Source organism: Roseibium sp. AWQ4_254 (assembly GCF_056161025.1).
The window spans coordinates 15726-41188 of sequence record NZ_JBSWYH010000007.1 but is presented as its reverse complement, the minus strand read 5'-3'; the positions used below and the strand labels follow the sequence as shown (position 1 = coordinate 41188).

Below are 25463 nucleotides of genomic sequence, written 5' to 3'. Positions count from 1 at the left end.
CGCTGCCCTGTCATTTGGGGACAGGGCAGGTCCCGGTTTTGCGTCGGTGCACCGCTGATGATATCTAGGCGGCCATGACAGCCGAACACCGCCTTTACACAGCCCACCAGCCCCGACTGGCCGTCGCGCCCATGATGGATTGGATGGACGTCGCGAAAAACGGCGCAAAATCAATCGCTAAAGGTTCCGATATTAGCGAAGTTGTACCCTCGTTGTACTTCTTGGCGCTGGTATCGCCGATTCCGATGGAACTGGGGGTAGGACGGGCGAATAGCCATTGCGTGACCAAGCCTGGTGGTTATGCCGGGATCAGGGGGCAACCAGCGCGAAGCCGACGCCGAGGAATTATTTGGTGCGAAAGGCGCGAGCCTCGGACAATGCGATCTCGCGGCGGTTGTCTAGGTACAAGGCTAAGTCCTGCAGGTGCACACCCTTCGCGCTTTTCTGGAGGACAAGCTCAAACTGACGCTGAATATGGGCAAAACCCATAATACCCACGTCAATCATGGCTTTGTTTTTTTGGGACACGGTCTCATTCGTAAGCGGGATAGATGGGGACCATGCGTGTCTCAACCACAATACCCAAGGAAAAGGCTAAGGCGTTCACCCATAAACTCGTCAAAGCTTTATCCGGCAACCATGATGTCAGGACCGTCGCTATGATTGACCGCCTTAACCGTCAGCTGACGGACTGGGCGGGAAATTACAAGTTCGCGGGCTTTGCAGCCTATTAAATCCAACGCATCGACACTGGTGTGTTTTGGAAGTTTGCCCGAAACTGACCAGGCCGATGATAGGCTTCAAGGCGTTCCATTCGGCAAGCGCGATGCTGGACGGAATTGAAACAGCGCACATGATCCGAAAGGGACTATTGAACCAGCCGGGTGTCCCTGCTTACCGCCAGTTCATGGAACTCGCAGGATAAACGTGTCAAGACAGAGCCGCCACTCTGACCTCGAAAAAAATTGCGACACTACCAATATTTCAGCAAACTTCTGCGTTGACCGGAACAGCACGAAAAGACCTCTTTTTTCAAAACTCTGAACCTTTTTTCCTTTTGCTGGGACATACCTTTGAACCCTTCGGCTGCTTTGGGACCGAAGTTAATTTCATTCGGTTCCGGATTGACCAAATGCGGTATGTTATCGGCATTCTTCTCGCGCTCTCAATTGCCTCGACACCTTTTGCCTGGCATTGGGCAAGCCGGTATTTCGCTCCGCCACCTGTTGCGGTGGTTGATACCAGCAAGCTGGAATCCGAATTGGAAACCTTGCGGCGGGAGTTGACCCAACTTCAAAGCCGTGTGGATGGGCTCGATATTCGGATGTCATTGGGTCTTTCCCGGCAAACGGAAGAACCGGAGGCGGCCAAAGAAAACCCGGCTGCCTCGGACAGCTTGAAAGATTCTTTTGCCCAGGTGGTTCTGATTGCCGACCGAAGGTCTGTAAATAAAGGACTCACTGTAGCCTCCCCGTCCTTCCTGCGGGACCTTATTGGACTGCCTAGGGAAGGCCTTACGGACGATTGCCAATCGGCAACCAATCCGAAACTGAAAGGTCTTTTGAAGACCGAGGATGTCGGGCCGATCAAGGCGCGCATGCTGGAACCGGCACTGGTGTCGATCCGCCAGGTATTCGCCAATGTTCAGGTTTTTGAACCGGAACTTTACGACCGGATCAAAAGCGCCGGCTCCTTGTGCGTGCGCCGTATCCGCGGGTCCATAACTTCGGCGTCCTCTCACGCCTACGGTTTGGCGGTGGATATCAACATTGACGGCGTGCTCGACAACTTGGCCGATGGCAAGACACAGCTTGGATTGATCCTTCTGGCCGATTTCTTCAAGAAGGAAGGCTGGATCTGGGGAGCGGGCTTCAGTCGTGAGGATTCCATGCATTTCGAGGTCAGCCGGGAAAAACTGCTGCAGTGGCGCCGGCTCGGTGAAATCTAAGAACTTGCTCGCGGACTCAGCGACTTACCGTTGTGCACGTGAGAAACGGGTTTCGCTGACCCGAGGCGCGCGCTTCGGGGACCTCAGGAGCAAGGACACATGCTGCACATGTCGAAAGGCTCCATGTCGATTGCGAATTGCAGCGAACCCTGAAGCGCCAGCATGACATTCAGAAACGGTGAAATTGCCAGACGCGGCGGGCTGAAATGAAAGGACGGTGCGGCGAAGTTTGACGACCCGGCAATTCGCTCGCCCAGTTTAATGTCCTCCATCGGCGGCAATGTTTGTAGCATCTGGTTCAAACGGAGTGCCGGCAATGGGATCGGGATATTGAAGAACGACCAATTCTGAAGCATCAGGCGCACCCGCCTTACGGTCGCCGGGGCGAAGCCGGCATCACCGAAGGCCTCGTTGATAGTCGCCAAGGATTCCAACACCAGGGCCAGCTTTGTCAGGGTAGGAAACGGAATGGATAAGTGCGGCGGGCGCAAATTCGCCATCGCCCCGAAGAAGTTACTCAAGCCGGAATAGCTCTCCGGGCTACCCAGGGGCGGCAAATTGAGCGTTTCACTCAGCATTGCCAAAGCGGGGAGCCCCCCCATGAATTTGACCATTTCAAAATGGGGGCGGGAGAGGGCAAAACTGTAGCTGTGAGAAAACGGGACGGGCGGCTCGCTTGCCATTTCGAAGGGATCAAGTCCGAATCCCTGGAGGTCGAGCACCAGCCGGGCAACCAGGGCGTAATTTAACAATGGCTGGATTTTCAAGCTGGCGAGATAGCCCAGGCGCGGCCAGACATTGGACTCGATACTGGCGGCGGCCTGCTGCATCTGCATTTCGAACATCGGCAGGTCGTCGAGTTTGAAATTCCCCACCATGAGATTGAACATGGCCGACAGTTGAAAGGCCGCGCCACCGCCGAAGTCGATCCGAGGCATGCGCGCCAGGTCAAATCCGGCGGCAATTTGCATGTCGAGCCGGTTTGCAGGATCCAGCGCTGGGAGCGCGGCCGCCAGCCGGAGGGACAGCGGCAGTGTCGGCAGTAGCGGGGTAACTCCCCAGTCATAATAATTGCGGACATGCTCGGCCGGGACGGTGCAAAAACAGGGCATGGGTGTCAGACCTCCACCGCAATGACAGAGACATTGTCCGATGCCCCGGCGCTGAGAGCGACGGCCAGGAGGTCGTCGGCTAGAGTATCAATGGGTTTTTCCATCAGATACTGGCGCAGGAGCTGGTCGTTCGCATATTGCGACAGGCCGTCAGAACACAGCAGAAAGCGATCGCCCGGGAGGATGTTGCCCCGGCGCTTGTCGATTTCCAATACGTCGCCAACACCAACAGCCCGTGTGATCTGGTTGCTGATATCGGATTTATCAGCCTCTTCCCAGGTCATTTGCCCTTGTTCGACCAGTTCGCCGACAACGGAATGATCAAAGCTGACCATGCTCAGTACGCCTTCCCGGAGACGATATAGCCGGCTGTCTCCGACCCAAAGGCACAAAAAGTGTTCGTGCGATAGAGCGAGCAACACGACTGTAGCTCCGATGGTACCCTGCGCGCGCCGGCCAGCTTCGTCTTTTATCCTGGCATGAGCCTGATGGAGGGCCGTGCGTGCCTCCGTCATGACGTCGGCTGGCTGGAGGTCCGATGGAAGCTCGTTCAGGGCTTCCACGATTGCCTGGCTGGCAAACTCACCACCAATGTGCCCCCCCATGCCATCGCTGACGACCCAAAGTGCGATATCCGGGCGCAAGAGGATCGAATCCTCGTTTACCTTGCGAACCCGGCCGACATGGGTGCGGGCGCTGTGGGCTCGGATACGATCCGTCATTCATTGCCTTCAAGTTGATTGGAGCCCTGATGGCCGGGGTTCCAGACCGGAGCGTTGAAATCGAAAAATACCGCGGCCAGATTCCGGCTTTCAGGCATTCCCCGGCACACCATGGTCCGATGGATGTCCTCAATTGCGGAGACCCAAAGGGTCGCGCCACTTCGGGCCGCGAGGTTGGTCAATTGGCGTTCGACGGTGTCATCGCAAGCAATCAGATCTGCGTTTCCCAGGTGCGTTGCAGTGACGGACACAGTTGTCTCCTGGCGTTCCGGCAAGGTGCTCAATGCTCCCTGGAGTGCATCAATTGTCGCGCCGTCGTCGAGCATGGAAAGGGCTATATTTTCCAAGTTCTCGTAGATCGGGGAGAGACCCTGATAGAGATCCCAGGCGGATGCCTGCCCATCTTCGGATTGATCTTCGACACAAAGGCAAAACGGAAATTGCCTTCCCACCCGGTCAACGCTTGGCATGAAGATACCGGCAGCCGCATTGGGGCCACAGACATCCCGTGGCAGGGCAAAGCGCCATATGGGTGCTGTCATGTAACTGCCCAGCCAGTTCTCCTGGAGTGCTTCGCTGCCGGCGGCCACCATGGTTTGCATCCAGCTATCCCAGGCCGAAATGAATTGTGGCGACAAACCTGCGCGGATGAAATCACCCACGCAAGGAAGCTTTCCGAACCAGCCGACCGTCCATTCATTCTGGGTCATAGGGAACTCGGGCAGGCGAAATTCTCGAGAGCGGTGACAGTGAACGGGTTCAAGGCGGATCCTGCGCGCAGCTGAAAGATCGCGATGCGTCCTCCAAGATTGAAGATCACCCGGTTACGGTCTGACACATTGGTTCGGCGCACCTCTGCGGTATCGAGCAGGCGGAACCAGGCCCAGGGTCCATCCATCTGAATCGTGTTCTTCAGGTCCGGACGGGACGGAGAGACTGTGACACGCGTGCGGCCACCGCTGCCTTGCCCAGGCCATACGAGAGGCGTGACTTCGGGTGGTCCGTGGGCATAAGTCACCGGTTGTCCGTCAATTTCGACCACGACCTGTTCAACGTTCGGATCAAGAGCGACCGGTTTGATGTCGAACCTGATAGAGGGCGGACCGGCTGTCAAAAAGAAGCTGTCGCGGATTTCGCGTGCCTTCTGAAACTGGGCAATGACAGCGTTGGAAATCCCGATATCGACACCGTTCACCCGCCGAAGCCGCCAAGGATCGGTGGTGGTGTCGACGAAGGGGACAAGGTTCTCCTTGAAAAAACCGTCGATCAGTCCGTCGGGGGCAAACAGCTTGCCGAAGTCCGCGATTGTGATGTCCGCCTTTGCTTGCGGATCGATTGGATACCGCCCATTGATTGCCTGTTGGCAAAAGGGAAGAACATCAGCTTGCCATTTGCCGTTGAGTTCGGTTCTGGCTCCGCCAACAGCCGCGCCGGAGGACACTGCGACCACCTGGTTGGCCCAACGCTGCAACGGATTGGGAAGGAGCGTCGCGGTTGCCTGAAGTTCGTCAGAAGGGGTTGCCCGGTTGCTGACGATCGCTGTGCCGGAGTTTTGGCCAAGGGACAAACGATTGAGCTGGTCAAAAATGGCGACCATCTGCTGCATCACCTCGTCGAGACGGGATGGTACACCTTCGGAAGAATTCACCAGTTCATGCAGTGGGCGGAACCGTTCTTCAACAAAGAATCCTGGAGGAATTTCCTTTGCACCGCCACTTGCGGCTTCTACGCTGGAGACCAATGCGCCAACAACGGAAAGCCGGGTTGCGTCGATCGATGAGATTGCTTCGTCTTTGGCAAAGCCTGCTGCCGCCGACACAGCGGAGCTTTTGGCAGCTACGCCGCCGGGGAGACGGGTCAGCCGGGTTTCTCTTGCGACAGAGTTCAGGATGTTGCGGATTGGGGACGTCGGGCCGGACAGAATGTTGACGACCTGGGTTGCTTGTCCGACGCTTTCCATCGGGATGATGTCGACGTCTGAAAGAAGCTCGTCATAGCGGGAGACGAAGTCGTTTTCATAAAGGGCCAAAACATCCCGGTCGAGACGGTCGAGTGTTTCCGGCGTGACTTCTTCTGCCTTTGAACCGAGCACAAGGCTCTGGAATTTCACCCGTGTCTCGACGGTGGCGAGTTGGGGGAGAAAGTACTCGTAGAACCCCGCGTGGGTGTAGACTCCTTCTACGCCCGCGCTCAGCGGCTTGCCTGATGTTCTGAGAAAGACGCGCGACACGGCCGGGCCACCCGCATCCGTGATACGGAACGGAGGCAGGGCCTTGGCCACCGGAGACGTGACAATGCTCTGATAGATACGTTCCGCCAGCGGGGTTTCAGCCAGAAGGGACTGGATTTGCTCCACGAGAGGGCCGTTCAGGCCAATGCGGCGCATGGGCTGGCTCAGCAGCTCATCCAGGTGGTCGGCGAGATCCGCCTGCAATTCGGTCTGGCCAGGAAATTCCAGCGCCCAGTCCGCGGTCATCCAGCTTCTGACTGTTGGAGCATCCATGGCGCCTTGCAGGCCGAGCATCAGGTAGACTTTCAATCCTTCAAACAAAAAATCGGGATTGTTGATGTTGGCCTGCAACTGTTCTTCCAGGCGGAATAAAAGGCGCGGAAGCAGGAGGGCATTGAGGGCACCCCGATAGGTCTGTGCGGACACGGTGCCGATCGTGTCACCTTGATAGAGACCGAAGGTCAGCTCCAAGGGCGGCTCGGGGTCAGTCGCCGCCGGGTTGCCGGGGAGGTCTCTTAGTTTGTTCAGGGCTGGAACAACAGGTACCAGGTTTGCATCGGCAATCGGATTGCCTGGTATCTCGCGGCGGATTTCCTGAAACTCTTCGATCTGCGCGCGGGCACCATCAACCAAAGTAACGTTTCCAAGATAACTGTTGGTCCAGACACCACCTGTAGCGAAAAGGGCAACCACTCCTGTGGCAATGATGCCGCGCTTGAGCCACCGATACCGGCGTTCAACAACGTCGTCGGCCGAGACAAGTCCGGATTCGGGAAAAATAACTTGGTTCAGCAACCGGGTCAGGAAATAGCTTCTCCCTTGCCCGCGCCCGGTTCCGATTGCCTGGCGACCGATGCCGAACGTCTGGGACATGCCCATCATCATCCGGTCGATCGGCGTACCTTCCTGGGTGCCGGAAGTGAAATAGACACCGCGCAGGAACTGGCTGTCCTCGTATCGGCTGTCCTGAAGGATTTCACCGAGAAAGCCCTCGGCGGTCGAACGCAGCGACGCGAACTGGTCCGGAAAACCTGCAATCAGGCTGCGACGCTGATAGTCTGTTTCGGCCTGCATACGCTCCAGGCTGAGATTGGAGATTTGGCCAACGAGAGCCGTAAATTCCGTATCAAAAGCAGAGATCGGGTTGGTCGAACGGTCATTTTTGTCGTGGGTCAGAGTAAAGCCCCAAACCTGCTCGCGGTCTTGTGCTCCCAGATTGTCGAAAAATTCCTGGAAGCCGGCGATCAGATCGACCTTCGTGAAGAGAATATAGACCGGGAACCGCACGCCAAGCTTTTGGCGCAGCTCATGCAGACGAGTCCGTATGGCCTGGGCGTGCTCCTGCCGTTCTTGTTCATTCGACAGGGATAGATCAGACAGGCTGATTGCGATCATCACGCCATTGATGGGCTGACGGCGGCGATACTTCTTGAGCATATCGAGAAAACCGGTCCAGGCCTTGGCGTCCACATCCCGCTGACTATCCTGGGTCGTGTAACGGCCAGCGGTGTCAATCAGAACGGCTTCGTTGGTGAACCACCAATCACAGTTCCGCGTTCCGCCAATTCCGCTGATCGCCGTCTTGCCCATGCGTTCGGCCAAGGGAAAGCGGAGCCCGGAATTGACGATTGCGGTCGTCTTTCCCGCACCAGGAGGGCCGATGATGATGTACCAGGGGAGCTGGTAGAGATAGCGTGTTCTGAATCGCCCACCGAGCTTGGATTTGCGCAGGAAAGCCATGGCTTCGGTAAAGCGCTTGCGCAGCTCGTCCAGTTCCGCCTGAACAGTTTCATCCTCGGTATTCCGGGGCGCTTGAGCACCGCCGCTTGTTATGGCATCGGCCATTTTCCGGTCGCGGGAGCGCCGCACAAGCAATATGGCTAGGATCGCAATCGCGTTGATTGCGGCAATCGCAGCCAGGGCGACAAGACGCTGGCTGATGCTGTCAAGGGGGCGGAAATTGCCGATGGCGAGCAGGGGCCCCAGATACCAGATGCTGATGGCCAGGATCAGGCTGAAGATGATCAGAAGGCCGATGGTGCTGAAGACGCGGGCAATGATTTTGTTCAACATGGTCAACCTGCCTTCACGAGGATGATTTCGATGCGACGGTTCTTGGCTCGGCCGTCAGCCGTGTCGTTGGAAGCAACTGGGTTCCGATCCGCGCGGCCTTCGGCGCTGATGCGGCCCTTGTCTTCCAGTGAAGTCGAAATGCGCTGCATGACGGACTTGGCACGGGCGAGGGAGAGTTCCAGATTGGATGGAAACCGTGCCGTTCGGATTGGAATGTTGTCGGAGTGACCAACCACGCTAATGCGGCCTTCCTCGTCTCCGAGGGCTTTTGCCACCCGATCCATGATTTCTTGGAAACGCGGATCGAGCTGGTCGGAGGCAGACGCAAACATGCCCTTTCCGGCAATGTTGATGGTCAGGGAGTTGCCTTCACCGGTGACGGTAACCAGGCCTTCGTCGATCTCCGGCTGAAGGAAGGCCGAAACGTTTTCGATCGTCTTCACTTCTTCGGATTCAGGCGGCGGTGGCGGCGGTGGTGGTGGCGGTGGCGCCGGTCGGTCCAGTTCGATCGGTCCATTGAAATCGAGCGCTGCGATTTGTGCGCCGAGGGCTTGAGTGTCTCCTCTCAGCAAAAAGGAGAAAATGAAGAAGGTCAGACAGATAGCTGCAAGAGCCGCTCCGCTGGTGATGAATAGGGGTGTCCAGACTGACAAAAGCCGGTGCGGCGAATGCTGGCCCCTCCAGTGCGGAGACAGGGACGGATCGGCCGAGCCCCGATGGGTGCGGATAAGGCGTGCCAGACCGTCGCGGATGGACAGGTGTTTTTCGTTTCCGCGGTCTGCGACACGAAGCCGGCCCTCGAAGCCCAGGCTGAGGCAGACATAAAAGAACTCCAGCAGGACCAGGTTTTGCGAGGGAGCCTTTTCCAAACGAGTTAGAAGATCGAAAAAGCGGTCACCGCCATAGGTTTCCTTGTGGAAGGTGCCGACAATGCTCTGCTGGGTCCAAATGCTCTGTCCGCCCCACGGCGTATTGAGGACGACATCATCGATAGTCGCGCAAATGGCATAGCGGGCGAGACGCACGGTTTCGGCAGCGATGCCCGCTTCCAACGCTCTGTTGCCAAAGGCGCGGACCTCGGCGATCACGCTTTCGCGCAGGTCAGCGGGATTGGAGTGCTGCGCGCGGTTGCGGATACGGGCGGCGAGTGCAAAGAGAGGTGACGCAGCGGCATTGAGCGGGTTCATGCCGGCATAGGCCTGGTTCAGCGGAATTGCCGGCGAAGGACCGGAAGGCTGAGTGGATGGTGCTTGTGGTTGAGGAGAGCGTCCGCTGACATTTTGCGATGCTTCCTGACGTTCAGCTTGCGTTCCGGAATTCCCGCTGGCGCTGGGCGGCGGCATTGGGGTTGGCGCAGCCGGCCGGCGTCCGGCCGGGTTGGGACGGATCACCGTTTTGTCCGTGTCGAATGGTTCGGCAAAAGGATCGTCGCGATTCATCGGTCTTTCCTCAAAGTTCAGCGGGTTAGCGGATAGCCCAGAGTTGCAGGTCCAGGTCTGGGAAATCGCCAGCCACGTGGATGGCGAGGCCGCCGGATGTGGTCATTTGTTTCCAGTAGGTGCTGTCGGAATCGAGCTCGAAATAGACAACACCGGAGTGATAGGGGACTTGCCGGGGGGCAACCGGAAGAGGCCGCATGGCAATCCCGGGCAACGCGGAATTGACGAGTTGCCGGATTTGTTCGACCGGGCCGAGCTTGGCTTGTGTGGGAAAATACCGCCGGACACTTTCCGCCGGGACGGACGCTTTCGCGGCAAGGACGAATGTTGCCGATGCCAAAAGGCGCTTGTCCGTGATCATTGCCACCGACACGCCGTATTTGCGCGGTTCGATCGGAATGGACACAGCTCCCTGTTCCAGAACCGAACTGAGGTGCTGGCGCAAGATGCGGAAGACGGGCTGAAAGACATTGGTCAGATCATTGTGCTGGTAAGCCGGAAACTGGCCAGACAGCTTTTCAGCAGTCATGAAGGTCGCCACCTCGCCGGTGAGGCTGACCAGCATCTGATAGATCATCTGAGGATGTGCGTTTTCGATCGCGAGAATATGCCGGACGAGGGGAAGTGCGCGGTTGATGGAAACCAGCAGCATGAAGTCGGCAACCTCTGCAACGCCCTTTCCGCCGCCCTCGCCCAGACGGCCTGCAAGGGCTTCGGCCCGGTGGCTCAACAGACCTTCGAGTTCGCTTAAAAACCCGTGAAGCGGCGGGGCAGCGCGGGCATCCAGGCATGTGGGTATGAAGGAACGGTCGAGGATGATTTCCCCGTCCTGCCGGACTTCTATGATCCGGGCTATCGGAATGACCATCTGGTCCGACAGGTCGTCGAGATCAAGGGCCAGTTGCAGGCGCAATTTGCCGACGGCCACCGGGACAGTGCGGCGCTCATGACCCATGCTGTCAGAAATCTCCACCTCTTCGACCAGATAGCGGGTCATCGTGGTTTCGGCGCCCGTCGTGTCGACTTCTACGGCACCCTGACGCCGTATCGGGATCGCAAGATAGACCACCGCGTTCTTGACAGTGTTCGGAACGTCGAGAGCAGTAGGATGGTCCTCTGTCTGAGGGACCCGGAAGGTCACCCCGTCAGGGGTCAGGCCCTTGCACGACTTTATGGCAATCTTTCCCAGTTTCAGGAGTTCCTCATCCAGCGTCAGCTCCCGCAGGCCCCAAAGATAGGGGGCGGAAGCGGAAGCGACACCGGACACGAGCGCCTCGACATAGCGATCATTTTGTTGGAAGTGGTGAGGCTGAAGGAAGAGACCCTCCTGCCAGACAACCTTGTTTTCCCAGGACACGCTCAGGGTCCTCCTTTGGCCGTGCCGTTGTTATCGAACCGAGACTGTGGTGCCGGAAATAGTCACGCGGACACGGTTTTCAGAGTTTGGAGTAAGCCGTTTGACGGCCTTGAAACGGGCGCCATCTATGTCGCGGAAGGCGGCTACAACACCAACGGCAACCGGGGTGCCGGCGACAGATCTTGCATCGGTCTTCGTGCGGCCCGGTGCGAGTTGGAATTCATCAACGGCAATGAGGTCCGTCCCGAGCGTTGCCTGGGCGGAATTGAACAGGGAGAAGAAATCCGAGGACCGGAAGGTCGCGGGCGACGCCAGGTAGTAGACCTTGACCTTCGCCGGTGCTCCGCCATTCATGTTTGCCGCGCCGGAAATCGCAAGATCAACCGTGGTCGGCGCCGGGCCGCTGGAGACGCAACCTGCCAGAAGGAAAAGGCTGAAAACGGCTATGATTGCTGATTTGATATGCATGATTGGTCCTGTCAAAGCTTCTTGAGTTGATCTTCGTAGGCGCGGATGAATTCACGCCCGAACGTGGACTGAAAGTCGTCTTCGGTTTCTCTTGAGATCTGGGAGTACATCTTCTCGTAGGCCTCCCAGTATTTGGCCTTTTTGCCGCCCAGCAGTCCTCCGAGAGAGGAACCGGTTTCAATTCGCGTCGAGAGTTGTGCCGGGTCGAGGCGGACGAGCAGATCCTTGAGCGCGGCCTCCATACCCGACATCATTGCAAGCTCATGGGCCCGAATGTCGCCAAAGGCCTGGATCGTAGCTGTTTCAGCGTCGAGATAGCCTCGTACGGACGGGCGGATCATGGCTTCCACGGCCTGTTCCGGACTGATCGAGAACTTCAGCGGATTATTTTCGCCGCTTCCGACCATAGTCCGGTTCATCCGCATCTCGCTTTTGATGGACGCCCGCGCCATCAGGATCTCGCGCATGCCGGTGACCATCGCCGCGAAGACGCTCCCCATGCGCTCCATGGTTTCCAGAATTTCATCTTCGGGAATCTTGAGATGATCGGCACCGGAACCGGTCAGAAAGGCACGCATTGCCGCATCTTGCGCAGATGCTGGTGTTGCTGCCGGTGCTGGCGCTGGCGGTGGCGCAGATGCAGGAATTTGTGCCGGTGTTGGCACATCTTGCATTGATTGCTCGTGCTGAGGGACCGGCGATGCGCGTGGCGGGACATGCTGGGCTTCGGCAGCCGGAGCAGGGGGCGTTGAAGAGGCTGGCTCCTGGGTGTCGAATGGACCGGATATCCCGCCAGACAGGTCGTCAGGTTCTGATTTCAAAAAATCGTCCAGCGGATCGGATTCCGGAAAACCTGATATCGCATCGGGCGCTGAAGATTGTGCCGGGGGGATCTGTGTTTCCGGTTCGGGTGCTTGGGCCGAAACACCATGCGAGGTCAACGGGCTGTCCCAGTCGTCGGGGATCATCGAGGACTGGACAGAGGGTGCCGGGAAATAGTCCTGTTCGGAGCGGCTATGGTCCGCGGCACTTGAACCGCTGTACTGGGCGGGCGGTGCGAAATCGCCCAGCAGCGATGATCCACGAGAGGGTCCAAGTAGATCGTCCGCACCGATGGGAGCGCCCGCATCAAGAGGGTCTTTCCAGTCGAGCGGGTCGCTTTGGTTGCTGCTTCGCGCAAGGGCAGATGGCGTTGCATCCGGACTAGGACCGTCCAGAGGTTCGTCAAAGTAGGAATCCCAGGGTTCCGAGCCGTTGTCGAGCGGATCATCCAGGTCGGTCGGAGTGGCTTCTTGCAGCCGGGCGTTGGGAAGGGCGAGGCTGTCTTCGGCGGGTGGAAGCGGTTCCTGTGAAGGCGCCGCATCCGAATAGATTTCCACAATAAGCTCGAAGCCGCCCAGTTGCAGCACATCGCCATGGCTGATCGGCGTCGGAATGTTTCCGATCCTCTCCGTTCCATAGTTGAGGTACGTGCCGTTTGTACTCGTGTCGATGATGACATAGTCGCCGTTGCGTTCTTCCAGGACGCAGTGGCGCTTCGAAAGCAGGCGATCCGGATCGGGCAAGGACAGGTCGTTTTCCTCGCCGCGGCCGATGGTCAGGACACCATCCTTCATGGCCACTTCGTTCTGGTTGTTTGGCAAGGTGCCGGAATTCAACGCGCGCAAGACCAAGTTCATCGCTTTAGCCACCGATCAGAACGGTTGGGCAGCCCATGACAATCATGCCGCCATGGCTGCAGGTGTCGCTGAGGCGTGCCTGGGGTTTCTTGCCGGTAAGTACCTTTGTCGATCCCTTGGCGATCAAGTCCGGAGGGCCGATGCAGACAGCCATGGCGGTGGCTGTTGCTGCAGGCATCTTTCCGATCAGGACGGTCGGGCAGGGGACAACGATTGGACCGCCAACATGCGGGATAACGCCGGTGATCATTGGACAAACGTGATTGTCGCCGACCCGGGCAGCGGGCAAGGTCATGGATGAGACTCCTCTTCGGAGGTCCGGGCAGAGCGGTCGGCCTGTTTGGTGGATTGGGGAACGTTGCCATTGCCGCCGCGGGCGATGTCGAGCGCGCGGGCAAGCAGGCGCTGACCACGTTCTTCCACCCCGTTTTCGTGGTGATAAAGCGCGGTCAGGGCCATGCCGAAGGCCGCTGCGCCGACGGCGCCTGGCGGTGCGTCATAGTCTTCAAGTTCCCCGGGGCCGAGTGTGCCCGCGGCGAACGCCGCCGCCATTGCGCAAAGAACGGTTTCATCTTCGTTCGAAGCGGTGTCGAGAGCGTCGCGGGCCGCGGCCCTTGTGTCCTCGCCGGGCTGAAAGACCCAGGCTTCTGCAGCTCTCAACGGCGGCGGAAGAGCTGCGCCTTCTGCTACAGTCTCACGGGCCGAAAGGCAGGCCCACCAAATAGCTTCCCGTGCAGGTAGCGCATGGGCCAGAAGCTGAAGCATGTCGAGCAAAGCGTCTTTGGACTCGAGTTCCGCCAGAACCTCGGCAACCGATGCGTTTGCTGGCGCGTCGATCGAAGTTTGCAGAACGGCGTTGCCCTCGGACAGCAATTTTGCAGCCGGTGCGCCGGACAGTTTCTTCAGGGCGGAAAAGGACGTACGTGCGGTCATCAAAGCCTCCTCAATTGATCATCGTGAGGGAGCCTTTGGCGATCAGAAGACCCGAAGATTTTACCTGGGTCATTCCACCGCCTTCGACCTTCAACATGCCGCCGCCCTTCAGTTCCGCTTGGCCTTTCCCTTCCATTTTCAATTGTCCGCCTGCAGTCAGTTTAGCGACGGCACTGGCCTCTATTTCCAGCTGCGGCGAGGAGATCGTGACTTTACTCGGTGTGAGTTCTAGCGTGGACGCCCCGCATTTCAGGGTGATCTTGGTGTTCGCCGAGATCGAGAGGGCGGCTCCGACGTCGATGACATAATTCTGGGAAATGTTGTCGGTCTTCTTGCCCTTGATCCCCACGATCTGGTCGCTTGCGACAGCCAGCGTGTCATCGGCACCGATGGCCGTCTTGCGGGACTTGGCGATCGAAACTGTTTCCTCGCCCTTGGCGACCGTGAAGGCGTGGTTGCCTTCACGAATTGTTTCGGTCTTGTTTCCGTGGATGGTCTGGGTGTAGGTGCCGCCCTTCTTATGCTCCAGACCGACCGTGATCTCAGCGTTGTTCTTGATGATCTGCTTGTAATCGCGCTCGGACTGAAAGCGGACGAATTCCGCGTCCTTCTTGTCTTCAAAGACAAGTTCGTTGAATCCGCCGCCGCCCTTGGAACTGTGGGTCTTTACGCCACTCTGTGTCTGATTGGCCGGAAGGGCGTAGGGCACTTTGGTGTCGCCGTTGTAGACCATGCCGGTGATGATCGGACGGTCGAGGTCTCCATCCTCGAATTGGACGATAACTTCCTGGCCAATCCTAGGGACACTGACAGCCCCCCAGCTCTTGCCGCTCCAGGGCACAGCAGTTCGGATCCAGCAGGAAGACCGGTCATCCCGTTTTCCGTCTCGGTCCCAGTGGAACTGGACTTTTACCCGGCCGTATTCGTCGGTCCAGATTTCCTCACCCTTTTTTCCGACCACAATGGCTGTCTGAACACCGGGGTGTTGCGGGCGCGGGGTGAGCTGTGGTGCCCGGAAGGGCGCATCGGCCGGCTGGGTTTCGAACAGACAGCGGTACATGTCGCGGCTGTTGGTGTTGTCGAAATCGAGCTCTGTTCCCAGGATCGCCTCGATGAATTCGCTGTCTTTGATATCCGCATCGATCTGAATCTGATGCCGTGCCGAGGTGACCAGATATTCCGCGTTTTCGGCCTTGCGCGGATGCTTCTTCAGCTTGAATTTCGAGCCGACCGTCATTTGCCGGACATTGGACACACCCTGCCAGCGCTGAACTTCCGAAGCGAAGCCTTCTACCTTGACCCGTGCCAGGTGTTCTCCGGTTTTGGCATCCCGGTGACGGCCCGGGTATTCGTAGACTTCATAGGACTTATAGGCGTGCTTGCCCTTGGGCAGGGCCTTGACCGACTTGAGGTCCGACTTTGGTTTTTCAAAGTCAAAATCCTGAAGGGTGACCTTGCCGGTGCGAATACGCTCGCTTCCCCGCCATTCGAAGATGTGGTCGTTGGTCCGGCGGTAAACGTCCTCGCGAAAATAGAAGTCGATTTCTGCGTTGTCCTCGATGGCTTTATGGGCGCTCGGGTCGTCAGCGAGAACCAGGGTTTCCTTCGACTTTTCATGTGTGTGGAAATAGTAAATCCCTTCCTCTTCCAACAGGCGGGAGACGAAGGAGAAGTCGGATTCCTGATATTGGACGCAGTAAGTCCGTTTCCGGTACTTCTGCTTGGTCATGTCCTTGAAGTCGGAGAAGCCGTATTGGGCGAAGATCTCCTTGATCACATCAATGACCGTCTTTTCCTGGAAAATGCGGCAGTTGGATGAACGGGTGAGAAACCATAGCCAGGGGCGTACGCTGGCCCGGTAGTAGCCGCGGCCCGCATGAGAGCCGAGGTATTCGGCCGCTACGCAATGCCCCTGGAAGTAGCGGACCTTGTATTCCGGAGCATCGACCTCCAGACGCAACCGCTCTCCAACGACCTGCTGCAGGTCAATATCGATGTCGCTGGACATGAACTCGATCGTCGTCTCCGGAATTCGGCTGAGCCCGTCGTCGATCTGCGCGCGCACAAGCCAACCCTTGAGCTTGCCGGGCAGCTCAAGCCGGGATTTGCGTCCCTTGTGTTCGATTTCCTGCGCCATCCTGGGTCCTTTTGCGCTCAGCTCGTCATTCAAGTTCGGTTGCGTTGGTGAGCACGAGCTCGTTCCGCCGCTTCAGACGGCCAATGATGCCGGGATGAATGCTCCACAGGTCACTCGTGGCCTGGTCCTCAGCCAGCATGTCTTCCAGATCGCTCTCAGAGCGGAAGCAAAGGCAGCGGACCGGAGTGGGGTAGGCGCCTTCTCCAGACAGGAGGTTGTCCATATGATCGGTGCCGGACAGCATCCAGTAACTCGGGCCGACCTGGGCGAGGACGATGCCGTGTTCGTCGGCGGTTTGGGGGGAGGCAAGGCTTGTCATCATAGATTTTCCAGAAGGGCGGCCAACTCGGGGTCCATTTCTTCGTCGTCATCGCTGTCGCTGTCTTCAGACAAGCCAGCGAGCAGCGCGTCGAGGTCGTCATCGGCGCTGTCACCATCGGTGTCGTCAGAGCCGAGGTCCAAATCGAGATCCAGATCTGGATCGCCGTCGTTGTCGCCTGCTGGGGTTTCCGCGCTCGCGTCGTCTGCTTCCTGATCGTCTGCGAAACTGTCTGTTTCTGTCGCCTCGGGCGCTTTGCCGAGGGCAACCTCAGTGCCAAAACTCGGTCGGCCTTGGCCGGGGGTGAGTTCCCAAGGGCCATGCAATTCGCCCGCACCCAGCGCCTGGAAGGAGCCCTGACGGATTTCGGCGCGTCCCTTGATGGAAAGGACTGGCATGAAGCCACGGGCGACCACTTCTGCGGTGGTTCGCGTGTTCAAAAGGCGCTCTGTACAAGGCAGGGCGACCTGATCGCCGTAGCTGTCCACCATTGTGTGGACGGGGATGTCGCCCAGAGACAGGATCTCGCCGAGGCGCATAGCTTTGCCGGACTTATAGGCTGTGGCGGCAAGCAGCGTTGCGCTCAAGATCACCGGATTTGCCCAGAGCATTCCCTTTAGGCCGCTGCGCAGGGTGAATTCCTCGAAATCAAACGGGTCAACCGGCTCGGTTTTGGCGCCATATGGAAGGCGCAGAAGGAAGCGCGGCGCCGCCAACCCGACATAGGCGGCTTCAGGCAGGGCGCGCAGGTCATCCCAGGCCTTTGCGACGAGAGGATGCCGGTCCTTTTTAGGCGTATCGAGGAAGTGCGCCGAGATAGCAGTAACGAAAGGCGCGTTCATCCACTCGGAGATCTTGGACATTCTGGCAAGAAGCTCGGCGTGGGGAGGCGTTTCCTCTAGGGTATAGAGGGCGAAGACTGCGGAGAGCGGTCCTTGTGCCTCATCAAGTCGAGGCTGTTCTCCCAGCATCTTGAACAGGCCGCTGTCGGCCAGATCGTCCTGAGTAGCCAGATCCGCAGCCCATTCTTCTGCAGAAACGTCATAAAGGACGATTTCGAAGGAGGCGTTGGTTTCAACCCGCCGTGCCAGGAACTCAAGAGAGCGCCAGACAGATTCGACGGCCTGGAAATCCGGGTGATGAAGGACCGTGCGCATGGCGCCGGACAACGCTTCGTCGACAGCTGCGAGCAGCTCATCTTGTTGTTGATCGGCTGCTGTGACCACATAGGGCCCGACAATGTGACCGATCAGATCTTCGGCAGCGCTTGGGCTCGCCAGCTTGCCTTGCATGTCACCAATCAGGGACTGGAAGTCGCTGAGCTTGCGGTCTGCCGGGACGGCGTTGCCTTTTGCACGGCCGCGGCTTTGGTGTGACCGTGCTCCGCTTTCGGAACCCCAGGTTTTCAGTTCCTCGATCGCAGCTGCATCATCGCGGGCAACGCGTTGACGCAAGGCGGAGAGTTCTTCAAACAGCTCGACATTTTCGTAGAGTTCATCGGGGTGCAGGTCATCAAGGCTGTTCAGGGGCACTTCAATGCCAGTGCCATCCTCGCCAATCGGCAGCACCAGGGTCGTGGCAAAGCGCGCGATGACATCCTCGAAATTGTCGATGTCAAACTTCATTGGCTTGCGGCGCGCCAGAGCCTCTCCGATCTCAAGATCGCCGCGGCTGGCCCGGCCAGTGAAATCGCCTAGAAGAGCAATTCGGAACTTGGTTCTGGGCTGGTCTCGGTCCGCGGGATGCTGCGCGGACAGCGTGCCAAAGGGAGATAGGAGCTCGTTTTCCTTAGCATCGCTCTCTTCGTCATCGCCGTCGTCTTCGCCAAGGTCAGCCAGCAATGAGGCGAAGTCATCATCATCTTCTTCGGAATAGGATCCCGAAAGCGCATCGTCAGTGCCTGCTGGCTCTTCATCGAGGGAATTTAGCAGGGCGTCGAGATCACGATCGTCTGACGCATCATCTTCGGCTGCCTCCTCATCACCATCCGGACGTGCGTTGAGATCGAAGTCTTCATCTGAGCTGCTGTCGCTCTCAGGGTCTGAAGGCAGGTCATCCAGTTCTGCCAGCATGGCGGCGAGGTCATCGGACGGTTCTTCCTCGATCGCATCGTCAAGATCGCTCAGCTGTGGCTCTTCATCGGCGTCAGCGCTAGCGCTAAGGTCGATGTCAGTCTCTATCTCAATCTCAGCTTCTGCTTCAGATGCGCCCTCTTCTGCAGGGGCATCGTCGATCCCTGTTAGCAGTGCGTTCAGATCGAAGTCATCATCTTCATCATTGGCGTTGGCAGTGTCGACGCTCGAAGCGGTCTCGCGCAGGCTTTCAAGAACGGCAGCTGCCTCGTCAGTCTCAGAATCGTCTGGCTGATCTTCGTCAAGCGTGGACAGAAGGCTTTGAAGTGCGACCTCCTGATCGTCTTCTTCGTCGGCGGTTTCTACCGGCGCAGAGCGCAAGGCGTTGAGAACATCAGCGTGGCTGTCATCTTCAGAAGGGGAAGGCTCTTCACCTTCGTCAACGGCAAGGAGGGCTGCGAGATCGGCTTCTGGACTTGTCTCTGCTTCTGCCCGTTCGATCTCGTTTCCGCTGCGCTGCAGCTCCGCCAGGGCATTTGAGACCGAGGCGTTGGCGTCTTTATTTTTATCCGGAGTTGCTTCTCCCTTGGAGCGCAGGGCAGCCAGGGTCTTTTCCGCGTGGTCGTCTTCGAGATCTGGCGCAGCCGGTTTGTTGCGCAGGGCCTCAAGAACATCCGCTGAATGATCGTCTGCAATCTCTTGAACTGATGCGGCGGCTTCACGCAGTCCGGCCAGGGCCGCATCGGCATCGGCAGTGGCACTGTCTGGCGCCGCAGCGGTCAGGGCGGAGAGCGCGGCCGGGTCGGCGATCAACCGGGCGATCAGGTCCTCGGCACCGGTCTTTCCGTCCATATAGGTCGAGAGATGGGCGAGCTGGGTGCGCGCCTCCAGCAGCTTTCGCAGAGGCTCGACCTTCTTCGCAATCGCTGCTGGAGAAAAATCCTCCAGGCTTTCGAAGGTGATGTCGACGGATAAATTGCCTTCGCCGGACAGCGTATTCGGCACGGTGAACGCCGCGCGGGGTTTCATGGATTTCAGGCGTTCATCGAAGTTGTCGACATCTATCTCAAGAAACTTGCGATCGCTGACAGATGGCAGCGCTTCGGCTGATTTTCCGGTCAGATCCGCCATAACTCCCATGACAAAGGGAAGCTGGACCTTTTTCTCGGCACCGTAGAGTTCGACGTCATACTCGATCTGGACTCGTGGCGCGCGGTTTCGCGCAACGAATTTCTGACCGCTGGTCGACATCTGAGGCTCTCCGCAAGCTCGTTAAAGAGGTGATCCGGGCCGCAATTTTCGACCGTGATCCTCTGTAAGTGCTCGCAGAACCGCCGGAGGTTCGCTCCGGCGGTAAAAAAACTTTAATTTCCTGTTCAGGCCGGTCGTTCAGCCAAAAGCGTAGGTGAAATCGCCGTCGGCCACGTCGATCTGGATCTTCTCGACAGTCCCTCCGTCCAGCATCCGGGTGAGGAATTCGGTCGAGACGGTAGGAAGCATTGTGTTGGTGACGATCGCATCGATCATGCGGCCACCGCTTTCAAGGTCCTGACAACGCGAGACGATCGTATCGACCACGGCATCAGAGTAAGTGAACGGCACTTCGTAGGTTTCCCGGACCCGCTTGGCTATTTTTTCAAGCTGCAATCGGGTGATGCTGCCGATCATCTCCGGAGACAGCGGATAATAGGGGATGGCGACCATGCGACCGAGAAGGGCAGGCGGGAACACCTTCAGGAGAGGATCGCGTAGGGCCTTTGCCATGCCTTCCGGGTCCGGCATGAGGTCCGGATCTGAGCACAAATCCATGATGACATCAGAGCCTGCGTTGGACGTCAGCAGGATCAGCGTGTTGCGGAAATCGATCATCCGGCCTTCGCCATCCTCCATCATGCCCTTATCGAAAACCTGGAAAAACACCTCGTGCACATCCGGATGTGCCTTTTCAACCTCATCGAGCAGAACGACAGAATAGGGTTTACGGCGGACCGCTTCCGTCAGCACACCGCCTTCGCCATAGCCAACATATCCCGGAGGCGCGCCTTTCAGGCTCGAGACCGTATGGGCTTCCTGATATTCCGACATGTTGATGGTAATGATATTTTGCTCACCACCGTAGAGGGTTTCTGCAAGCGCAAGAGCCGTTTCGGTCTTGCCGACCCCAGACGTACCGGCCAGCAGAAAGACACCGATAGGCTTTGAGGGATTATCAAGCCCGGCTCTGGAGGCCTTGACCCGCTTGGCAATCATCTCCATCGCATGATCTTGACCGATGACCCTTTTTGACAGGTGTTCGGCGAGATTCAATACAGTCTTGATTTCATCCTTGACCATGCGGCCGACGGGAATACCGGTCCAGTCCGCGACCACAGAGGCGACGGCCTGCCCGTCTACGATGGGAAGAACAAGCGGGTTTTCCCCCTGGTGAGCTTCAAGCTCGGCCTGTTTCGCCCGCAGTTCGGCCAGCGCGGCCTCTCTGTCGACTTCTTGAGAGGTGTTGGCTGGACCATCCCTGTTGTCATCATCGACCTGCTTCCCGCCCTCGCGCAGTCTGGTCCTGAGGTCCAGGATCTGAGTGACCAGATCTTTCTCTGTGTCCCAGCGGTCTGTGAGTTCGGCGAGGCGACTGGTTTCCGCTTCCAGGTCTTCGGTCGTCCGCTGACGCCGGTCTGCAACCTCTGTCCCGGCAGTCTCATCGCGGTCGATGATTTCCAGTTCGGTTTTCAGGGCATCCATACAGCGCTGGCAGTCTTCAATGGACGCGGGGGTCGTATGAAGACTGATCGCCACCCGGGCGCAGGCCGTGTCGAGGACACTGACGGACTTGTCCGGAAGTTGCCGGCTCGGGATGTAGCGTGCGGACAGCTTGACTGCGGCTTCCAGGGCTTCATCGAGCACCTGCACCGTATGGTGATGTTCCAGCATGGAGGCAACACCGCGCATCATAAGGATTGCGCGGGCCTCGTCTGGCTCGGCAACCTGGATAACCTGGAAACGCCGGGTCAGGGCAGGATCCTTTTCGATGTGTTTCTTGTATTCGCTCCAGGTTGTCGCGCCGATGGTTCGCAAGGTACCCCGGGCGAGCGCGGGTTTCAAAAGATTTGCTGCATCGCCGGTTCCTGCTGCTCCACCGGCACCGACAAGCGTATGGGTTTCGTCGATGAACAAGACGATAGGCACCGGACTTGCCTGGACTTCTTCGATGACGGTTTTCAAACGGTTCTCAAACTCGCCCTTCATGGAAGCACCGGCCTGCAGAAGGCCAACATCCAGGGAGAGTAAGCGTGCCTGCTGTAGATTCGGTGGAACATCTCCGGCGGCAATGCGCAGGGCAAAGCCTTCAACTACGGCCGTCTTGCCGACACCGGCTTCTCCGGTGAGGATCGGATTGTTCTGCCGCCGCCGCATCAGCACGTCGACAACCTGGCGGATTTCTTCGTCACGGCCCATCACCGGGTCGATTTCACCCTGGCGGGCTTTTTCCGTCAGATCGATGCAGAATTGGTCAAGCGCGGCAGACCCGCCCAATTGCGGTGATGTTGCACCGGGCTCGCCCGCGCCGTCGGCATGAGTACTTACGCCGGACCCGTCCTGGGGTGGTAATCCTTCTTCTGGGGAGCCGCTCAGGATCGATTGAAAGTTTACCGCCAGATCATCCGCCTTGATCTTCTTGAATTCGGAAGACATGCCTTCAAGAAGATTGCGCAAGGCCGGTGTCTTGAGAATACCGAGAACAAGGTGACCGGTTCGAACCTGCCTTTCCTTGAACATGAGCGAGCCATAAACCCAGGCGCGCTCGACCGCTTCTTCCAGATGGGAGGACAGGTCGGAAATGGAGGATGCTCCCCGTGGCAGGCTATCCAGATTGGCAACCAGATCGCGGGCGACCCGCGCCGGGTCCAGCTCGTAGTGGCGAATGAGCCTGTGCAGGTCGCTGTCCTGCCCTTGAAGGATCTGGTGGATCCAGTGGGCAAGCTCGACATAGGGATTGCCCCGCATCTTGCAGAAAACGGTGGCACTTTCGATCGACTGGTAACCGAGCCGGTTGAGTTTTCCGAAAAGGGCAAGACGGCCTATTTCTGTCATGAGTGTTGTCCTATAAGCTCAAATAAGAGGGAGGCCGCGCGGGGGCGTGACACAAAGGTCGTCGGCGTCTCGGTCTTCCCGCTGCCCGATCCAGCTTGTCCGGCCGAGTTGTCCGCTTTCGCCAAGAAGCAGGGGCGGAACGTCGCTCTTCAGGAGAACGAGATTGGCCTCCCATTCCAGCGCATCACCGGCATAGTTTCGGATTATCGCCGCCAGCCGTTTCTGGCCTTCGCCATCCGGCAGGAGGCGCTCGTAATCGGCGAGCGACAAGGGGCCGATCCGCACCCGGAATTTGGCTTCCCGGGACCAGACCTTCTCACCGAGACTGGCCTGGCCGCCAAGCGCGGCAGCGCCGAGTTGTCCGCGATCGTGCGATTCCAGATGCAGCCAGCTGCCGATGAAGCTCTCGATGGTGACCTCGGAACGAAAGAACTCCTTGAGCACCGCTGCAAGACCCGCTTCGCTGCGGGGGGCTGCCGACATGAGCCCGGCAAAATGCCGTTTGGCCAGATCCGGCATGGCATCGCGGTCTTTGAAGGCTTCGCCGTCGATGCCGGCGATGGCATCAAGCTTTGCGCCGAAGGGATCGTCATCAGGGCGGTCGAAGGAGGGTGCCGGCTCGCCGGTCGCCCAGGCCCTGTAAAACAGGGAAATCATCCGGTGATGAAAGACATCGGCAAAGGCGGACAGCGTCTTGTCACGATGATTTCGAGACCGGTCTCGGGCGTAGTCGGTGAGGTTAAGTGGAAGGGCCCCGTGCGGACCGAATAGCCCGAAGACGTACTGGGACAGCTGGTGGCGGCCGCTTTCGGGATCCTTGTCGAAGGATGAGATTGTCGATGTCGGGAAAGCCATCGCGGGGGTCTGTCCCAAGCGGACAGGGTCTTGCGACGGGCTTTTCGACCGGCCAAGACGCGGATGATCATCATAGGCCGCCTCGATCAGCCGAAGCGCCTGGAAAATATGATATTTTTCCGGGGTCTGCCCAAGCGCGCGGAGGCGGCTCAGATCAGCGTCCGCTTCCCGCTCTTCGCCGGCCATCTTGCGATGTCTCCCCGCTGCTGTGAATGAATGCCGGTTTCGGTGAAGCTGTTCAGCGTCACGTATTTCGCGAAAAACGTTTCAAGGACCGCACCTAGGACATAACAGCCCGCTCCTTCGAAGAAACTTTCGTCAAAGCCTATCTTGACCTCCAGCCCACGGACTGCCGTCGATAGGGGACCTTCGGTTATGCGTCGCACGATGGGGCGCGAGTTTACCGAAACAAGCCCTTCCATCTGCTTGGCGATGGCGGTTTCACCCACCGGGGCATAAAGGCCGAGCAATTCTCTAAGTGCCGCAGCGCCGGATCCCCGGTCGGCGTTGACGAGAGAGAGGTAATTGAGGCTGAGGTGGCTTACCAACTGCCAGGATCGGCTACCTTCCGCCAGGCAATGCCGGGGACGGGTCGGCGGAACGATAGCACGGGCCTCTGCGACCGGGCCGCCGTCAGGAAGGACGAAATCGGTGTCCCCTTTGCCTATCGGGGTATAGAGGGGCAAATCGCGATTGGTGCAGAGTGCGCGCACGGCGAGCTGTTTGATGTTTCCGGAATACGGGGCCTGGCTGCGATCGCTCAAGGACAGGTAGAATTCGGTGCCGAGGTAGGAGGTCCGCCCGCCTTTGAGCCTTTGCTTTTCGGAACGTTGGCGCAACCTCCGGCGGACGCTGAAATACGCCCCATGAGAATCGCCAAACGGTGTGTAGTTTTTGGCGCTGTAGAACGGCTGGAATGGAGTATCGTCCGCGCCTTCCGCACCGATTCCGACGACCTCTTCCAGCTGGTAGATCTCGTAGTCCAAAGGCGCCATGCGATCCGCCGTGACATGGTGATCCACATCGGTACTGGCGACGGGAACGCGGTCACAGCGTTTGGAAAATAGATTGATCGCGGGAACCGCATGGAGCTCGAAACTTGCTGCAGATACGGATTTCAGCGACGGATAGTCGTCTTCAAGGAGAACATAGATGTCGAGGTCGTAGCCTTCGGTCCGCTTGATCGCAGGCTGAAGACCTGCAAGATCAACGAAGAAGAAGCGCTGCGGCATGGCAAAATATTCCTGCAACAGGCGGTACCCTTCAAAGGACTGGCCCGGAACCGGGAGAAGCGCCTCCTCCTGATCGAAACCGCGAGGGGTTATGTCCTTGCCGAGATCCTGGTTCCAGTCGTTTCTGCGATCCGTCGAGCGTCCGGCCAATCCGATACCCTTTGCCAAGACAGCTTCATAAAGCCGCCAAGGTTCTGCACCGGCACCCGCAAAGAAAAGGGTCAGGCGATCCACTGGCAAGTCCTGGAGCGGAAGGTTACCGACCCTGTGAATACGCAGGCGCAAGGCTGCCTTCGCCTTGTTGTTTTTTCCCAGCCCTGCGGCCACGAGTTCGCCGCGGCCTTCAACATATTCGGCTTCAGTGATTTCTAGCGGCCAAAGTGTCGTGTCTTGCGAGGTTGAGAACTGAGAGGCGGTCTGTTCGCCTTCAAGGATCTCGCTACGAAGAATCGTTCCCCGGGGCAGCATATATCCACGCTCAAACCCACCTTGCGCCATATCCGGTACCAGTCTTGCGACGGTCATTGACGGGGTCGGTGCAAGAAAATGAGGGTAGACGATTTCCAGAAGGTTCTGGGTGAAGACGGGGTATTGAAGATCAAGCTCGAGCTGAACCCGGGAGGCCATGAAGGCAAAACCTTCAAGCAACCTTTCGACGTACGGGTCGTTGACCTCCGTATGGTCCATGCCGAGACGGGATGCGATCTTCGGATAGGTTTCAGCGAACTCAGCTCCCATTTCGCGGATGAAACTGAGTTCTTCTTCGTAGCGTCTGAGCAGTCGGGTATCCATGGCGCTAAC

17 protein-coding genes are annotated in these 25463 nt (G+C 58.2%); 1 reads left to right on the top strand and 16 read right to left on the bottom strand.

The features are described from left to right. The first annotated feature begins 1132 nt into the window (after nt 1-1132). On the top strand, nt 1133-1948 hold the full coding sequence (locus ACXAIC_RS06890; RefSeq protein WP_475175050.1) for a M15 family metallopeptidase: 816 nt from the start codon (nt 1133-1135) through the stop codon (nt 1946-1948). An 83-nt stretch (nt 1949-2031) separates the two neighbouring features. On the opposite strand, the gene ACXAIC_RS06885 is transcribed toward ACXAIC_RS06890, so the two are convergent. The 16 genes from ACXAIC_RS06885 to tssF all read right to left on the bottom strand — a co-directional run bounded on the left by ACXAIC_RS06885 (nt 2032) and on the right by tssF (nt 25454). Then, nucleotides 2032-3060 (bottom strand): hypothetical protein, encoded by a 1029-nt coding sequence (locus tag ACXAIC_RS06885; RefSeq protein ID WP_475175049.1) that lies wholly within the window; start codon nt 3058-3060, stop codon nt 2032-2034. A 5-nt stretch (nt 3061-3065) separates the two neighbouring features. Beyond that, nucleotides 3066-3782 carry a PP2C family protein-serine/threonine phosphatase gene (locus ACXAIC_RS06880; protein ID WP_475175047.1) on the bottom strand — a complete coding sequence of 239 codons (717 nt, stop codon included), beginning with the start codon at nt 3780-3782 and terminating at the stop codon, nt 3066-3068. Continuing rightward, complete coding sequence (gene tagF / locus ACXAIC_RS06875) at nt 3779-4492, bottom strand: type VI secretion system-associated protein TagF (RefSeq protein WP_475175046.1); 714 nt, start codon at nt 4490-4492, stop codon at nt 3779-3781. The genes ACXAIC_RS06880 and tagF overlap by 4 nt, the downstream gene beginning before the upstream one ends. Then, nucleotides 4489-8085, bottom strand: a complete 3597-nt coding sequence (gene tssM, locus ACXAIC_RS06870; protein ID WP_475175045.1) for a type VI secretion system membrane subunit TssM — start codon at nt 8083-8085, stop codon at nt 4489-4491. Before tssM ends, tagF begins: the two co-directional genes overlap by 4 nt. Nucleotides 8086-8087: 2 nt before the next feature. Further along, nucleotides 8088-9524 carry a type VI secretion system protein TssL, long form gene (gene tssL, locus ACXAIC_RS06865; protein ID WP_475175043.1) on the bottom strand — a complete coding sequence of 479 codons (1437 nt, stop codon included), beginning with the start codon at nt 9522-9524 and terminating at the stop codon, nt 8088-8090. A gap of 25 nt (nt 9525-9549) precedes the next feature. Next, nucleotides 9550-10881: a type VI secretion system baseplate subunit TssK gene (tssK, locus tag ACXAIC_RS06860; protein WP_475175042.1), complete on the bottom strand. Its 1332-nt coding sequence runs from the start codon at nt 10879-10881 to the stop codon at nt 9550-9552. A gap of 30 nt (nt 10882-10911) precedes the next feature. Then, complete coding sequence (gene tssJ / locus ACXAIC_RS06855; RefSeq protein ID WP_475175041.1) at nt 10912-11349, bottom strand: type VI secretion system lipoprotein TssJ; 438 nt, start codon at nt 11347-11349, stop codon at nt 10912-10914. Nucleotides 11350-11360: 11 nt separating this feature from the next. Next, nucleotides 11361-13016 carry a type VI secretion system-associated FHA domain protein TagH gene (tagH, locus tag ACXAIC_RS06850; RefSeq protein WP_475175039.1) on the bottom strand — a complete coding sequence of 552 codons (1656 nt, stop codon included), beginning with the start codon at nt 13014-13016 and terminating at the stop codon, nt 11361-11363. Nucleotides 13017-13032: 16 nt separating this feature from the next. After that, nucleotides 13033-13323 (bottom strand): PAAR domain-containing protein, encoded by a 291-nt coding sequence (locus tag ACXAIC_RS06845; RefSeq protein WP_475175038.1) that lies wholly within the window; start codon nt 13321-13323, stop codon nt 13033-13035. Next, on the bottom strand, nt 13320-13961 hold the full coding sequence (locus ACXAIC_RS06840) for a DUF6931 family protein (RefSeq protein WP_475175037.1): 642 nt from the start codon (nt 13959-13961) through the stop codon (nt 13320-13322). Before ACXAIC_RS06840 ends, ACXAIC_RS06845 begins: the two co-directional genes overlap by 4 nt. Before the next feature lie 10 nt (nt 13962-13971). After that, complete coding sequence (locus tag ACXAIC_RS06835; protein ID WP_475175035.1) at nt 13972-16098, bottom strand: type VI secretion system Vgr family protein; 2127 nt, start codon at nt 16096-16098, stop codon at nt 13972-13974. Nucleotides 16099-16123: 25 nt separating this feature from the next. Then, the gene (locus tag ACXAIC_RS06830) at nt 16124-16420 is read right to left on the bottom strand and encodes a hypothetical protein (RefSeq protein ID WP_475175034.1); all 297 of its coding nucleotides are present in this window, start codon (nt 16418-16420) and stop codon (nt 16124-16126) included. Next, a complete protein-coding gene (gene tssB, locus ACXAIC_RS06825) occupies nt 16417-19740 on the bottom strand; it encodes a type VI secretion system contractile sheath small subunit (RefSeq protein ID WP_475175033.1) in 3324 nt (1107 codons plus the stop codon). The genes ACXAIC_RS06830 and tssB overlap by 4 nt, the downstream gene beginning before the upstream one ends. Before the next feature lie 138 nt (nt 19741-19878). Next, on the bottom strand, nt 19879-22575 hold the full coding sequence (gene tssH, locus ACXAIC_RS06820; protein ID WP_475175031.1) for a type VI secretion system ATPase TssH: 2697 nt from the start codon (nt 22573-22575) through the stop codon (nt 19879-19881). A gap of 18 nt (nt 22576-22593) precedes the next feature. After that, complete coding sequence (gene tssG, locus ACXAIC_RS06815) at nt 22594-23616, bottom strand: type VI secretion system baseplate subunit TssG (protein WP_475175030.1); 1023 nt, start codon at nt 23614-23616, stop codon at nt 22594-22596. Then, nucleotides 23580-25454, bottom strand: a complete 1875-nt coding sequence (gene tssF, locus ACXAIC_RS06810; protein ID WP_475175029.1) for a type VI secretion system baseplate subunit TssF — start codon at nt 25452-25454, stop codon at nt 23580-23582. Before tssF ends, tssG begins: the two co-directional genes overlap by 37 nt. Between the last annotated feature and the right edge of the window lie 9 nt (nt 25455-25463).

Bases quoted from the DNA above. Each gene is read 5' to 3' on its own strand.
- ACXAIC_RS06880 (WP_475175047.1), bottom strand. From the start codon at position 3,782: ATGACGGATCGTATCCGAGCCCACAGCGCCCGCACCCATGTCGGCCGG.
- tssB (WP_475175033.1), bottom strand. From the start codon at position 19,740: ATGTCGACCAGCGGTCAGAAATTCGTTGCGCGAAACCGCGCGCCACGA.
- tssH (WP_475175031.1), bottom strand. From the start codon at position 22,575: ATGACAGAAATAGGCCGTCTTGCCCTTTTCGGAAAACTCAACCGGCTC.
- ACXAIC_RS06890 (WP_475175050.1), top strand. From the start codon at position 1,133: ATGCGGTATGTTATCGGCATTCTTCTCGCGCTCTCAATTGCCTCGACA.
- tssM (WP_475175045.1), bottom strand. From the start codon at position 8,085: ATGTTGAACAAAATCATTGCCCGCGTCTTCAGCACCATCGGCCTTCTG.
- tssL (WP_475175043.1), bottom strand. From the start codon at position 9,524: ATGAATCGCGACGATCCTTTTGCCGAACCATTCGACACGGACAAAACG.
- tssG (WP_475175030.1), bottom strand. From the start codon at position 23,616: ATGGCCGGCGAAGAGCGGGAAGCGGACGCTGATCTGAGCCGCCTCCGC.
- tagF (WP_475175046.1), bottom strand. From the start codon at position 4,492: ATGACCCAGAATGAATGGACGGTCGGCTGGTTCGGAAAGCTTCCTTGC.
- ACXAIC_RS06885 (WP_475175049.1), bottom strand. From the start codon at position 3,060: ATGCCCTGTTTTTGCACCGTCCCGGCCGAGCATGTCCGCAATTATTAT.
- ACXAIC_RS06830 (WP_475175034.1), bottom strand. From the start codon at position 16,420: ATGATGACAAGCCTTGCCTCCCCCCAAACCGCCGACGAACACGGCATC.
- ACXAIC_RS06835 (WP_475175035.1), bottom strand. From the start codon at position 16,098: ATGGCGCAGGAAATCGAACACAAGGGACGCAAATCCCGGCTTGAGCTG.
- tssJ (WP_475175041.1), bottom strand. From the start codon at position 11,349: ATGCATATCAAATCAGCAATCATAGCCGTTTTCAGCCTTTTCCTTCTG.
- tssF (WP_475175029.1), bottom strand. From the start codon at position 25,454: ATGGATACCCGACTGCTCAGACGCTACGAAGAAGAACTCAGTTTCATC.
- ACXAIC_RS06845 (WP_475175038.1), bottom strand. From the start codon at position 13,323: ATGACCTTGCCCGCTGCCCGGGTCGGCGACAATCACGTTTGTCCAATG.
- ACXAIC_RS06840 (WP_475175037.1), bottom strand. From the start codon at position 13,961: ATGACCGCACGTACGTCCTTTTCCGCCCTGAAGAAACTGTCCGGCGCA.